The organism is Streptomyces sp. NPDC048417 (genome assembly GCF_040651615.1).
GTDB lineage: Bacteria > Actinomycetota > Actinomycetes > Streptomycetales > Streptomycetaceae > Streptomyces.
Genome location: NZ_JBEZKI010000028.1, coordinates 21,253 through 35,044, shown reverse-complemented (window position 1 = coordinate 35,044; position 13,792 = coordinate 21,253). Strand labels below are relative to the sequence as shown.

Below are 13,792 nucleotides of genomic sequence, written 5' to 3'. Positions count from 1 at the left end.
GGCTGAGAGTTAGAGCGACGTTCAATGTGGGTGACCTGGCCGTTGATGTCAATGGTTCCCTTCTCGTAATCGGGCATTTAGAGTGGTGTTCTAAGCGCAGGAAGCGAAGGAGGTACCGGGACGTGCGACTGACCCCCACGGAACGTGACCGGCTGCTGCTCTTCGGAGCCGCCGAGCTGGCCCGCGCCCGCCGCGCCCGGGGCCTCAGGCTCAACGTGCCGGAGGCCACCGCACTGATCGCGGACACCGTCTGCGAGGCCGCCCGGGACGGCAGGCGGCTCGCCGAGGCCGTCGAGGCGGCCCGCGCGGTCCTCGGCCCGGCCGACGTGCTGCCCGGCGTCGCCGACATCGTCACCGAGGTGCACGTCGAGGCCGTCTTCGACGACGGCTCACGGCTCGCGGTGGTCACCGACCCGATCGGGGGCGGCGCACCGGGCGAGGAGGGGCCGGGTGCGCTGCTGCCGGGGCCCGAGCACAGCGACCCGGAGGCGGTCGTACGGCTGCCCGTGACCAACACCGCGACCGTCCCGGTCTCCGTCACCTCCCACTTCCACTTCTTCGAGGCCAACCCGCGCCTCGACTTCGACCGCGCCGCCGCCTACGGTCTGCGGCTCGCCGTGCCCGCCGGATCCTCCGTGCGCTTCGGGCCGGGGGAGTCGCTGGAGGTCGGCCTGGTGCCGATCGGCGGCGCCCGGGTCGCCATCGGCTTCGCCGGGCTGGTCGACGGGCCACTGGACGCGCCCGGGGCCCGCGAGGAGGCGCTGCGCCGCGCGGCCGCCTGCGGCTACCTGGGCGTTCACGACGAGGAGGCAGACCGATGAGCCGTCCCGGAGGGCACCCGGCCGAGGCCCGCCGCCTCACGCCGTACGAGTACGCGGCCACCCACGGCCCCCGCGCCGGCGACCGGGTCCGCCTCGGCGACTCGGGGCTGGTGATCCGCGTCGAGGACGACTCCCAGCGGTACGGCGACGAGTTCCTGGCCGGATTCGGCAAGACGGCCAGGGACGGCCTGCACCTCAAGGCCGCCGCCGTCCGCGAGACCTGTGACGTCGTCATCAGCAATGTCGTCGTGATCGACGCCGTGCTCGGCATCCGCAAGGTGTCCATCGGCATCCGCGAGGGGCGGATCCGCTCGATCGGGCGGGCCGGGAACCCCGACACGCTGGACGGCGTCGACGTCGTGGTCGGCACCGGTACCTCGATCGTGTCCGGCGAGGGGCTGATCGCCACCGCCGGGGCCGTCGACACCCATGTGCATCTGCTGTCGCCGCGCATCATGGAGGCCTCGCTGGCCTCCGGTGTCACCACGATCATCGGGCAGGAGTTCGGGCCGGTGTGGGGCGTCGGCGTGAACTCGCCCTGGGCGCTCAAGCACGCCTTCAACGCCTTCGACGCCTGGCCGGTCAACATCGGCTTCCTCGGCCGGGGTTCCTCCTCGCACCGGGCGCCGCTGGTCGAGGCCCTCGCCGAGGGCGGCGCCTGCGGCTTCAAGGTGCACGAGGACATGGGCGCCCACACCCGGGCCCTGGACACGGCCCTGCGGGTCGCCGAGGAGCACGACGTCCAGGTCGCCCTGCACAGCGACGGGCTGAACGAGTGCCTGTCGGTGGAGGACACCCTCCGGGTGCTGGAGGGCCGCACCATCCACGCCTTCCACATCGAGGGCTGCGGCGGCGGCCACGTGCCCAACGTGCTGAAGATGGCCGGAGTCCCCCACGTCATCGGCTCCTCCACCAACCCCACCCTGCCCTTCGGCCGGGACGCGGTCGCCGAGCACTACGGGATGATCGTCTCCGTCCACGACCTGAAGACCGACCTGCCCGGCGACGCGGCCATGGCCCGCGACCGCATCCGCGCCGGGACCATGGGCGCCGAGGACGTGCTGCACGACCTGGGCGCGATCGGCATCACCTCGTCCGACGCGCAGGGCATGGGCCGGGCCGGGGAGACCGTCCGCCGTACCTTCGCCATGGCCGGCAAGATGAAGGCCGAACTCGGCGCCCCGGACGACGGCCACGACAACGAGCGTGTGCTGCGGTACATGGCCAAGCTGACCATCAACCCGGCGATCGCCCACGGGCTCGCGCACGAGGTCGGCTCCATCGAGGTCGGCAAGCTGGCCGACATCGTGCTGTGGTCGCCCGAGTACTTCGGGGCCAAGCCGCAGCTCGTGCTCAAGTCCGGTTTCCCGGCGTACGGCGTGACCGGCGACCCGAACGCGGCCACCGACACCTGCGAACCCCTGGTCCTCGGACCGCAGTTCGGGGCCCACGGGGCGACCCCCGCCGACATCTCGGTGGCCTTCGTCGCCCAGGCCGCACTCGACCAGGGCAACGACACGATGCCCACCCGGCGCCGCCGGGTCGCGGTCCGCGGCACCCGCGGCATCGGCCCCGCCGACCTGCGGCTCAACTCCCGTACCGGAGCGGTCGACGTGGACCAGCGCACCGGCCTGGTCACCCTCGACGGCGAGCCGCTGCGTTCGGAGCCCGCCGACTCCGTCTCCCTCAACCGCCTGTACTTCCTCTAAGCGTCACAGCCTGTAAGGATCACCGATGTCTGCTGCCTCCGACGGTTTCCGGATGCCCGCCGAGTGGACCCCGCACGAGCGCACCTGGATGGCGTGGCCGGGCCCCAACCCCACCTTCGACGACCCGGACGACCTCCTCGCCTCCCGGATGGCCTGGGCCTCGGTGGCCCGCGCGATCCTGCGCTTCGAGCCGGTGACGATGGTCTGCGGCCCCGGTCAGTCGGCGGCCGCCCAGGCGCTGCTCGGCCCGGGCGTCGACACCGTGGAGCGCGAGCTGGACGACGCCTGGATGCGGGACATCGGGCCCACCTTCCTCACCGACGGGCGTGAACTGGCCGCCGTGGACTGGACGTTCAACGGCTGGGGTGCCCAGCACTGGGCCCGCTGGGAGCACGACGCGAAGATCGCCGGGTATGTCTCGGACCTCGCCGGCGCGAAGACGTACGCCTCGAAGCTGGTGAACGAGGGCGGTGCGATCCACGTCGACGGCGAGGGGACCGTCCTGCTGACCGAGACCGTGCAGCTCGGGCCCGAGCGCAACCCCGGGTGGAGCCGCGCGGAGGTCGAGGCGGAGATCCACGGGATGCTCGGCACCCGTAAGGCCGTCTGGCTGCCCCGCGGCCTCACCGGCGACTACCCTCCGTACGGCTTCGGGACCCTCGGGCACGTCGACATCGTCGCCGCCTTCGCCCGCCCGGGAGTCGTGGTCGCGCACTCCCAGCCGGACCCCGCGCACCCGGACCACGAGGTGACCCAGGAGGTCATCGGCCTGCTCAGGTCCCAGACGGACGCGCGCGGCCGCACGCTGGAGGTCGTCGAGGTCCCGGCCCCGACGGTCCTGGAGGCCGACGGCCACTGGGCCGACTACTCCTACATCAACCACTACCTCTGCAACGGCGGGGTCGTGCTCTGCGGCTTCGACGACCCGCGTGACGAGACGGCCGCCGGGATCTTCCGCCGCCTCTTCCCCGAGCGGACGGTGACGCTGGTGGACGCCCGTACGATCTTCTCCGGCGGTGGTGGCATCCACTGCATCACGCAACAGCAGCCGAAGATCTAGCGGTACGAGGAGCAGCACATGGCCGGTGGGCGCAGACAGGCCCCGCCTCGCGAGGACGTGCTCGCCGTCGCCATGGACATGATCGCCGACCGCGGTCTGGAGAAACTCACCATGGCCGCGCTCGGCCATGAGGTCGGCATGAGCAGCGGCCATCTTCTCTACTACTTCCGCTCGAAGGACGAACTGCTGCTGCGGACCCTGGAGTGGAGCGAGGGCCGGCTGGGCGCCGAGCGCGGCCGACTGCTCACCCGCCGCGGCACCGCCCGCGAGCGCCTCGACGCCTATGTCGACCTGTACGTCCCCGTCGGCCACCGCGACCCGCACTGGACGCTCTGGCTGGAGGTCTGGAACCGCTCGCAGAACGCCGACGAGGCCGCCCGCGACCGCCAGGCCGCCATCGAGGGCGCCTGGCACCGCGACCTGGTGGCCCTGCTCGCGGAGGGCATCTCACGGGGCGAGTTCCGGCCCGTCGACGCCGACCGCTTCGCCGCGCGGCTGCGCGCCCTGCTCGACGGCTTCTCCATCCATGTGGCGATCGGGCTGCGCGGCACGGACCGGGCACAGGTTCTCGGCCATGTACGCGAGTTCCTGGAAGCGGATCTTCTCGCGGACACGTGACCTTCCGACCCGGTTGTACGCAATATGGGTGATTGACCCGGGTTGTGCGGTGCGGTTGCATTCCGTTGAGCCCTCGGCACAGGGCCGGGGCACGGGGAACGACACGATTCCGGGGGTAATCATGTCCACAGCCACACGCGGGCACTTATTCATCGCCACCGCGCTGGCGGTCGCCGCCCTGGCCGCGACCGGGGCGACGGCCACCGCCGCGCCCGCCGGCCCCGCGCACCGAACCGGTCAGTGTCACGCCCTCCGGGGCGGCCGGCGACGGCCCGTCCACCGGCGCGGTCATCAGCCGGAACGGCCGCTACGTCGCCTTCTCCTCGACCGCCACCGACCTGCTTCCCGGCGCCCCGCACGGCGGAGTCTTCGTCCGTGACCTGACGACCGGCAGGCTCACGCACGCGGCCGACGGCACCGACCCGTCGCTCAGCGCCGACGGCCGCCACCTCGCCTGCACCACGGGCACCGGCCTCCGCCTCCTCGACCGCCGCACCGGCCGCACCGAGCGCCTGGACACCGGCCTTCCGGCGGGCTTCGGCCCGGGCTCACACGTCCGTCTGAGCGGTACCGCCCGCTATGCCGTCTTCACCGCCACCAGCGACGCCGACGGCCCGGTCGTCTTCCTTCGCGACCGCGACAGGCACACCACCGAGCGGATCAGCCTGCCGAAGCCGACCTGGGAGCCGCGCAGCGCCGGCGCCCCGACCGTCAGCGACGACGGCCGCCGGATCGTGTACCAGTACACCTACTCCAACGGCCCGCGCGGCGACGACTGGAGCGACATCTGGCTCTACGACCGCGGCACCGGCAAGCGCACCCAGATCGACCGCTCCACCGACGGGTCGCCCACCACCCGCGAGTCCCTGAACCCCGCCCTCAGCGCCGACGGCCGTACCGTCGTCTTCGAATCGGCCGACACCCACCTGGTTCCGGCCGACACCGACAACAGCTGGAACGTGCTCGTCCACCACATCGCCCCGGGCGTCAACGACCGTATCCAGGGCTATGGACGGGAAGCGGCGGTCAGCGCGGACGGCCGCTATGTCACCCTCACCACCCACGAGGGCTCCGCATACCCGCTGTACATGAGCGACTTGAGGAACCGCAGCCGCACTCTGGTCGCCACCGAAGGGCAGGTGGCTCCGGGCGGGGTCACGGGCGGCCGGGTCGCCTTCACGTCCTACGACGGCACCCTCAACCCGCACGGGGACACCAACGACGAACAGGACGTCTTCGTCAGGCATTTGCAGTAAAGGAATCTCCTGTTCCCCCGCCGGGCAGGAACGGCCCATGGGACGACAACAGTGGAAGAAGATCTGGGTCGGTTCGGCGGGCAACATGGTCGAGTGGTTCGACTGGTTCGTGTACGCGAGCTTCGCCACCTACTTCGCCGGGGCGTTCTTCCCGAGCGGAAACCCCACCGCGCAGCTGATGAACACCGCCGGCATCTTCGCCGTCGGGTTCTTCATGCGCCCGGTGGGCGGCTGGCTGCTCGGCCGGGTCGGTGACCGCAAGGGCCGTAAAGCCGCCCTGACCCTCACCGTCACCCTCATGTCGGTGTCCGCGCTCCTCATCGCCGTGGCCCCGACCTACGACGTGGCCGGCTACGGCGGAGCCTTCGTGCTGCTCGTCGCCCGCCTCCTGCAAGGGCTGTCGGTGGGCGGCGAGTACGCGGCCAGCGCCACCTACCTCACCGAGGCCTCCGACCCGCGCCGGCGCGGCTTCGCCTCCAGCTTCCAGTACGTGTCGATGACCGCGGGCCAGATCGCCGGCCTCGGCCTGCTGATCGTCCTCCAGCACACCCTCTCCGACACCGCGCTGCACGACTACGGCTGGCGCATCCCGTTCGTCGTCGGCGCGCTCGGTGCCGCCGTGGTCTTCTATCTGCGCCGGACCATGCTGGAGACCGAGGTCTACGCGGAGGACACCTCGGACACCGCCGAGCGCGGCACCCTGCGCGCACTGTGGCAGCACCGCCGGGCGGCGTTCCTGGTCATCGCGCTGACCATGGGCGGCACGGTCGCCTACTACACGTACACGACGTACCTCACGAAGTACCTCTCCAACTCCGCGGGCCTGTCAAAGGAGACCGCCACCCTGGTCTCCTTCACCGCGCTCACCGTCTTCGCCTGCCTCCAGCCGCTGGCGGGCGCCCTCTCCGATCGCATCGGCCGCCGCCCGCTGCTGATCACCTTCGCGGTCGGCTCCACCGTCCTCACGGTGCCGATCCTGACCCTCCTCAAACACGCGAACGGTTACTGGCCCGCCCTCGGCCTCTCCCTCCTCGCCCTCGTCGTGGTCACCGGCTACACCTCGATCAACGCCTGCGTGAAGGCCGAGCTCTTCCCGACCGGCGTCCGCGCCCTGGGCGTGGCCCTGCCCTACGCCCTCGCCAACGCCCTGTTCGGCGGGACGGCGGAGTACATCGCCCTGTGGTTCAAGAACGCCGGGATCGAGTCCGGCTTCTACTGGTACGTGGCGGGCTGTGCCGCCGTCTCGCTTGTGGTGTACATCACCATGCGGGAGACGAAGGACCTGGATCTGGCGCGGATGAGGTCTCAGGAGGCATCCACCGTGACGACCGCATCCTGAGACGGTCGGTGGACCGGGGGCGGGTTGTGCCAAACTGTCCCCGTGCCCTCGTTCGCCACGATTATTGGCAGCAGGCGCGCCGGTCCGCAGTGACCACCACGTACGACCAGGTACGGGTGGCCATCGTCGTCCTCGACCCGCGCGCAGACCTCTCGCACCCGCGAGGGGTTTTTTCGTTTTCCGGCCCACCTTCAGCCGGAAGGCAAGCGCGAGGGACCATGGAGGGACGGTGGAGCCGGTCATTCCGGTACGACCGAGATTCGACATCAGGAGCCTAGTGACCATGACCGAGACGGCAACCAACGAGCTGGACGACTCGTTCCACGTCTTCGACACCACGCTGCGCGACGGTGCGCAGCGCGAGGGCATCAACCTCACCGTCGCGGACAAGCTGGCCATCGCACGGCACCTGGACGACTTCGGCGTGGGCTTCATCGAGGGCGGCTGGCCGGGCGCCAACCCCCGGGACACCGAGTTCTTCGCCCGCGCCCAGCAGGAGATCGACTTCAAGCACGCCCAGCTGGTCGCCTTCGGCGCCACCCGCCGGGCCGGTGCCAAGGCGGCACAGGACCCGCAGGTCAAGGCGCTGCTGGAGTCCGGCGCCCCGGTGGTCACCCTGGTGGCCAAGTCCCACGACCGCCATGTCGAACTGGCGCTGCGCACGACCCTCGACGAGAACCTGGAGATGGTCCGCGACACGGTGTCCTTCCTGAAGGACCAGGGCCGCCGGGTCTTCGTCGACTGCGAGCACTTCTTCGACGGCTACCGCGCCAACCCCGAGTACGCCAAGGCGGTCGTCCGGACCGCCTCGGAGGCCGGCGCCGACGTGGTCGTCCTCTGCGACACCAACGGCGGCATGCTCCCCGCCCAGGTCCAGGCCGTGGTCGCGACGGTCCTCGCCGACACCGGCGCCCGGCTCGGCATCCACACCCAGGACGACACCGGCTGCGCGGTCGCCAACACCCTGGCCGCCGTCGACGCCGGCGCCACCCACGTCCAGTGCACGGCCAACGGCTACGGCGAGCGCGTCGGCAACGCCAACCTCTTCCCGGTCGTCGCCGCGCTGGAGCTGAAGTACGGCAAGAAGGTCCTGCCGGACGGCCGGCTGCGCGAGATGACCCGCATCTCCCACGCCATCGCCGAGGTCGTCAACCTCACGCCCTCCACCCACCAGCCCTACGTCGGCGTCTCGGCCTTCGCCCACAAGGCCGGCCTGCACGCCTCCGCGATCAAGGTCGACCCGGACCTGTACCAGCACATCGACCCCGAGCTGGTCGGCAACACCATGCGCATGCTGGTCTCCGACATGGCCGGCCGCGCCTCGGTCGAGCTCAAGGGCAAGGAACTCGGCATCGACCTCGGCGGCGACCGCGAACTGGTCGGCCGGGTGGTGGAGCGGGTGAAGGAGTACGAGCTCAAGGGCTACACCTTCGAGGCCGCCGACGCCTCCTTCGAACTCCTCCTGCGCGCCGAGGTGGAGGGCAAGCCGCGCAGCTACTTCCGCGTCGAGTCCTGGCGGGCCATCGTCGAGGACCGCCCCGACGGCACCCACGCCAACGAGGCCACGGTCAAGCTCTGGGCCAAGAGCGAGCGCATCGTCGCCACGGCGGAGGGCAACGGCCCGGTCAACGCCCTCGACCGTGCCCTGCGCGTCGCCCTCGAAAAGATCTACCCCCAGCTGGCCAAGCTCGACCTGGTCGACTACAAGGTCCGCATCCTGGAGGGCAAGCACGGCACCGAGTCCATCACCCGCGTCCTGATCTCGACGTCCGACGGCAGCGGTGAATGGTCGACGGTGGGCGTGGCCGAGAACGTCATCGCCGCCTCCTGGCAGGCCCTGGAGGACGCGTACACGTACGGCCTGCTGCGGGCGGGCGTGGAGCCGGCGGAGTAGCAGCGGTGAAGCCGGGGGCTGTGCTCACAGCCCCCGGCTCGTTCCGCCTCGTTGCTCTACCGACTGCTTTGTTGACCGCTCTATTGCAGGTGCCACTTCTGGTTGGCGGATCCCGTGCACGTCCAGATCTGGCCGCGTGCCCCGTTCGCCGACGAGTTGTCCGTGACGTCCAGGCACTTGTTCGCCGCCGCGTTCACCACGTCACCCGTCGACGCGTTGTACGACCACTGCTGCGCCCCGGTGCCGTTGCAGTCGTACAACTGCACCTTCGCCCCGTCCGCCGTGGAGGCCGAGGTCACGTCGAGGCACTTGCCGAGCGCGCGGACCGAGCCGTCGGACTGCACGGTCCAGTGCTGGGCGGTGCTGCCGTTGCAGTCGTAGAGCTGCACGGCCGTACCGTTGGTGCTCGAACCGCCCGCCACATCCAGGCACTTGCTCGCGAGTCCCACGAAGGCGCCGGTCTGGCTGCCGCCGCCCGCCTGGGTGCCGGACCAGGTGAAGGTCGCCGAGGTCTTGCCGGGCAGTGAGTAAGTGGCGTGCTGGGCACCCCAGTTGATGGTGACGGTCTTGGCGGCGGACGAGTCGTTGTAGGCGATCAGCGCCTTGGACCCGTCGGGGTTGCGCCAGGCCACGTTCGGCACGGCGGTGGACGCGGTGGAGGCGATCCGCTGTGCGCCGGGCCGGACGAACTTGGTCAGGTGCCCCATCGTGTAGTACTCGACGGTGTAGTCGACGGTCCCGCTCGCGCCGTCCCCGTTGTGCACGGTGATCAGCCCGGTGCAGGTGCCGCAACCGCCGTTGTGCGGGCCCATGTTCTGGTCCACGGCCAGCGACCACTTCGTCACCGACTTCGCCCAGTTGCGGGTGTAGTCGATGATGTTGTTCATGTCCTCGCGCTGCTGGTTGGCGATCCAGGTGCCACCGGAGTGCTCGGTGCCGAAGGCGTCCAGCGTGGGGTACTGGTTGTGGACGGTGGTCTGCTTGTTGATGTCACCGCCGTAGCCGTGCCAGGCGATCCCGCCGAAGTTGGGGTGGTTGCGGATCGCCGAGTCGTCGACGCTCGCGGCAGCGTAGGAGTCGTATACGTCCCAGTTCCAGTCGTGCGCGAGGACCTTGGTGGAGAGACCGGCGGCCTGGAGCTTCGGCAGCAGTTCGCTCTTGAGGAAGTACTGCAGGCCCGAGGCGTTCCAGCTCATCGACGGGTAGCCGGAACAGCAGGTCGGCTCGTTCTGCGGCGTGACGTACGAGACCTTCACGCCCTGTGCCTGGTAGGCCTGGAGGTACTTCACGAAGTACGAGGCGTAGGCCCCGTAGTCCTCCGACTTCAGCCAGCCCCCATTGAGCGAGCCGCTGTCCTTCATCCAGGCCGGCGCCGTCCATGGCGAGGCCATGACAGTCAGAGAGGGGTTCAGCTGGAGCGCCTGCTTGGTGAGCGGGACGACGTCCGCGAGGTCGTGGGAGATGGAGAAGCTGTTGAGGTTCGGGTCGGTCTGCCCGGCGGGTATGTCGTCGTACGTGTACCCGTACCGGGCCAGGTCCGAGGCGCCCATCGGATTGCGCAGGAACGACAGTCCGATGCCGTCCGTCGGCGAGAACAGCTTCTGCATGGTCGCGTTCCGGGTCGCCGCCGACAGCGCCCCGCTGCTGTTCATCAGCCAGGCCGCGGTGTCGGTGAAGGACGCGCCGCCGCCGGTGAAGGTCTGGTAGCGGGTGTTCTCGTCGACGGTGATGTTCTCGCCGCTGCCGCCGCTCCCGGACTGGAAGGCGAACGGCGTCTGCGCCTGGAGCCCGCGGGTGACATGGCGCCCGCCGGAGTCGTCGGTGGTGGTGAGGTACGCGGTGACCTGCTCGCCGGCCGCGTGCGCGGTCGGTACGACCGCGCTGAGGCCGGCCACGGTGAGCAGCCCGGCCAAGAGCAGCCGGACCGTGTGGGGGGTGGTTCTCATGGACACATCGCCCTTCCTGACGGATGTCTTGACGGGGGTGCGAGCCGTTAGTTAACTCACGTCGTGATCTAAGCCATGAGTGAACTGTGAGAGCCATGAGTGAACCAGAGAGTCGAGGGAAGGTCCATGCCAAGAACCGCCCTGCTCGTGTCCACCGCCCTACTCGCAGCCCTGATGCCCCTGTCCGCGGCCCGCGCAGCCGACGACCCCGCACCGACCCCCGTCGACCGCTTTGAGGGTGAGGTCCCCTTCGCCTCCCAGCCCGCCGAGGGCATCTTCACCTGGGGAGGCGACAGCGACGACCCGCCCGCCCTCCAGTTCACCGACCGGGCGGACGCCCCCGAGGGCGCCAAGGTCCTCTCCGGGACGTACGACATCAGCGGCTACGGCGGCTTCACCCACGACTTCGCCGCCACCGAGCCCGCCCACGACTGGTCCGCCCACAAGGGCATCCGCTTCTGGTGGGACGGCCAGGACAACGGCAAGAAGATCGCCTTCGAGATCAAGGACGGCGGCGCGGGCGGCGAGGCCTCCGAGCTGTGGACGACGTCCTTCACCGACGACTTCACCGGCTGGAAGCAGATCGAGATCCCCTTCGGCGACTTCGTCTACCGCACGGACTACCAGCCGGTCGGCGGTATCGACCACGTCCTCGGCCTGACCCAGATGTGGGGCTACGCGATCACCCTGCCCGCCGGGCTCCAGGGCCGGTTCGCCATGGACGACGTGGAGTTGTACGGCAAGGCCGACCAGGCCCTGCGCGCCTCCGTCACCACGGACGCGGCCGTCTACCCGGTGCAGGAGGGCCGCACGGCCGCGGTGAAGGTCTCCGTCGGCACCACCGGCTCCGCCCCGCTCGACGAGCCCGTGACCGTCGCGTACGAGACGGCCACGACCGGAACAGCCGCCTCCGGCAAGGACTACACCCCGGTCTCCGGCACCCTCACCTTCCCGGCCGGCACGGTCTCCGGGGCCACCCGGACCATCCAGGTGCGCACGCTGAAGGACCGGTCCGGCGAATCGGCCGAGACCATCCCGCTGAAGCTCACCGTCACCGGCGCCAAGGCCCCCGCCGAGACCCCGCAGGTCGTCGTCGACGCCCACGGACTGCCGTACCTGGACAGTAAGTTGCCCGTGAAGAAGCGGGTCGCCGACCTCCTCTCCCGGATGTCCCTGGCGGAGAAGGTGGGCCAGATGACCCAGGCCGAGCGCGGAGCCGTGGGCAACGGCGGTGACGTCGCCGCCTACGACCTCGGCTCGCTGCTCTCCGGCGGCGGCTCCACGCCCACGCCCAACACCGCCGCGGCCTGGGCGAAGATGATCGACGGCTTCCAGCTCCGGGCGCAGGCGACCAGGTTCCAGATCCCGCTGATCTACGGCGTCGACGCGGTGCACGGCCACAACAACCTGGCCGGCGCCACGATCATGCCGCACAACATCGGTATCGGCGCGACCCGCGATCCCGGGCTCGCCGAGGACACCGGCGCGGTGACGGCCGCCGAGGTCCGCTCGACCGGCATCCCCTGGGACTTCGCCCCCTGCCTCTGCGTCAGCCGCGACGAGCGCTGGGGCCGCTCCTACGAGTCCTTCGGCGAGGACCCCGCCCTGGTGAAGTCCATGGAGACCATGATCCAGGGCCTCCAGGGCCGGGCCGACGGACGCGACCTGAAGGACGACGACAAGGTCCTGGCCACCGCCAAGCACTTCGTCGGCGACGGCGGCACCGAGTACGGCTCGTCCACGACCGGGTCGTACACCATCGACCAGGGTGTCACCAAGGTCACCCGGGAGCAGCTGGAGGCGATCCACCTGGCGCCGTACCAGACCGCGGTCGACCGGGGCATCGGCACGGTCATGCCCTCGTACTCCTCGCTCGACATCCTCGGCGACGGCCAGGGACCGGTGAAGATGCACGCCCGCGCCGACATGATCAACGGCGTGCTCAAGGGCCGGATGGGCTTCGACGGCTTCGTGATCAGCGACTGGAACGCCATCGACCAGCTCCCCGGTGACTACGCCGCCCACGTCAGCACGGCGGTCAACGCCGGCGTCGACATGATGATGGTCCCCTACAGCTACCAGGACTTCACCAAGACCCTGACCGACCAGGTGCAGGCAGGCGGCGTCAGCGAGCAGCGCATCGACGACGCGGTCTCCCGCATCCTCACCCAGAAGTTCAGGCTGGGCCTCTTCGAGCACCCGTACGCCGACACCTCGGGCGCCTCGAAGATCGGCTCCGCCAAGCACCGGGCGGTGGCCCGCCAGGCGGCCGCCGAGTCGCAGGTCCTGCTGAAGAACTCGGACAGCGTCCTGCCCCTGAAGAAGTCGCAGAAGGTGTACGTCGCCGGGTCCAACGCCGACGACCTCGGCAACCAGACCGGTGGCTGGACCATCACCTGGCAGGGCGCCTCCGGCACCCACACCACGGGCACGACCATCCTCCAGGGCATGAAGAACGCCGGGGGAGACGTCACCTACTCCAAGGACGCCTCGGCGCCGACCAGCGGCTACGACGTGGGTGTGGTCGTCGTCGGCGAGACCCCGTACGCCGAGGGCGTCGGAGACGTCGGCAACGGCAACGACCTGGCACTGACCCCCGCCGACCAGGCCGCCGTGGACAAGGTGTGCGCGGCCATGAAGTGCGCGGTGCTGATCGTCTCCGGGCGCCCGCAGCTGATCGGCGACCGGCTCGGCGAGATCGACGCCCTGGTGGCGTCCTGGCTGCCGGGCACGGAGGGCGACGGCGTGGCCGACGTGCTCTACGGCAAGGAGGCCTTCACCGGCCAGCTGCCGGTCACCTGGCCGAAGTCCGAGGCCCAGCTGCCGATCAACGTGGGCGACGCCTCGTACGACCCGCAGTACCCCTACGGCTGGGGTCTGACGACCCTGACCAAGCCGTCGAAGGGCGGCGAGGCCACCCTGCGGGCGCTCGGCGTCGCGGCGAAGGCCGCGGAGCGGGCGGGCGCCGCCTCGGCCGGCCGGAAACTCGTCACCAAGGCGCGGCTGCTGGTGCAGGCTGAGATCGGACAGTCGATCACGGCAGCCGTGTCGAAGCCCTTCGCCGACGCCGACCATCTGCTGCTGACCGGCAAGTACGCGGCGGCGGTGGAGAAGCTGACGGAGGCGTACAAAGCAGCATAAGAAATGAC

10 protein-coding genes are annotated in these 13,792 nt (G+C 70.3%); 8 read left to right on the top strand and 2 right to left on the bottom strand.

Annotation, left to right across the window (positions count from 1 at the left end; translation table 11 throughout):
- Positions 1–122: 122 nt before the first annotated feature.
- Genes ureA through AB0D59_RS36665 form a run of 4 tightly spaced genes read left to right on the top strand, consistent with a single transcriptional unit; the run spans position 123 to position 4,208 of the window.
- On the top strand, positions 123–821 hold the full coding sequence (gene ureA, locus AB0D59_RS36680) for an urease subunit gamma (RefSeq protein ID WP_362574935.1): 699 nt from the start codon (positions 123–125) through the stop codon (positions 819–821).
- Positions 818–2,530 (top strand): urease subunit alpha, encoded by a 1,713-nt coding sequence (locus tag AB0D59_RS36675; RefSeq protein WP_362574933.1) that lies wholly within the window; start codon positions 818–820, stop codon positions 2,528–2,530. The genes ureA and AB0D59_RS36675 overlap by 4 nt, the downstream gene beginning before the upstream one ends.
- A 25-nt stretch (positions 2,531–2,555) precedes the next feature.
- A complete protein-coding gene (locus AB0D59_RS36670; RefSeq protein ID WP_362574931.1) occupies positions 2,556–3,590 on the top strand; it encodes an agmatine deiminase family protein in 1,035 nt (344 codons plus the stop codon).
- A gap of 18 nt (positions 3,591–3,608) precedes the next feature.
- Positions 3,609–4,208: a TetR/AcrR family transcriptional regulator gene (locus tag AB0D59_RS36665; RefSeq protein WP_362574929.1), complete on the top strand. Its 600-nt coding sequence runs from the start codon at positions 3,609–3,611 to the stop codon at positions 4,206–4,208.
- Between the two features lie 577 nt (positions 4,209–4,785).
- On the opposite strand, the gene AB0D59_RS36660 is transcribed toward AB0D59_RS36665, so the two are convergent.
- The gene (locus AB0D59_RS36660; RefSeq protein ID WP_362574928.1) at positions 4,786–4,956 is read right to left on the bottom strand and encodes a hypothetical protein; all 171 of its coding nucleotides are present in this window, start codon (positions 4,954–4,956) and stop codon (positions 4,786–4,788) included.
- Between AB0D59_RS36660 and AB0D59_RS36655 the strand changes: the two genes are divergently transcribed.
- The 3 genes from AB0D59_RS36655 to cimA all read left to right on the top strand — a co-directional run bounded on the left by AB0D59_RS36655 (position 4,943) and on the right by cimA (position 8,697).
- Entirely contained in the window at positions 4,943–5,464 is a 522-nt protein-coding gene (locus AB0D59_RS36655) for a hypothetical protein (protein ID WP_362574926.1), read from the top strand. The genes AB0D59_RS36660 and AB0D59_RS36655 overlap by 14 nt on opposite strands.
- Before the next feature lie 37 nt (positions 5,465–5,501).
- Positions 5,502–6,803 (top strand): MFS transporter, encoded by a 1,302-nt coding sequence (locus tag AB0D59_RS36650; RefSeq protein WP_362574924.1) that lies wholly within the window; start codon positions 5,502–5,504, stop codon positions 6,801–6,803.
- A 283-nt stretch (positions 6,804–7,086) separates the two neighbouring features.
- A complete protein-coding gene (gene cimA, locus AB0D59_RS36645) occupies positions 7,087–8,697 on the top strand; it encodes a citramalate synthase (RefSeq protein WP_362574922.1) in 1,611 nt (536 codons plus the stop codon).
- Between the two features lie 80 nt (positions 8,698–8,777).
- Here cimA and AB0D59_RS36640 read toward each other — a convergent pair whose 3' ends face one another.
- Positions 8,778–10,643 (bottom strand): ricin-type beta-trefoil lectin domain protein, encoded by a 1,866-nt coding sequence (locus AB0D59_RS36640; RefSeq protein ID WP_362574920.1) that lies wholly within the window; start codon positions 10,641–10,643, stop codon positions 8,778–8,780.
- Between the two features lie 126 nt (positions 10,644–10,769).
- On the opposite strand from AB0D59_RS36640, the gene AB0D59_RS36635 reads away from it, so the two are divergent.
- A complete protein-coding gene (locus AB0D59_RS36635) occupies positions 10,770–13,784 on the top strand; it encodes a glycoside hydrolase family 3 N-terminal domain-containing protein (protein WP_362574918.1) in 3,015 nt (1,004 codons plus the stop codon).
- Positions 13,785–13,792 lie beyond the last annotated feature (8 nt).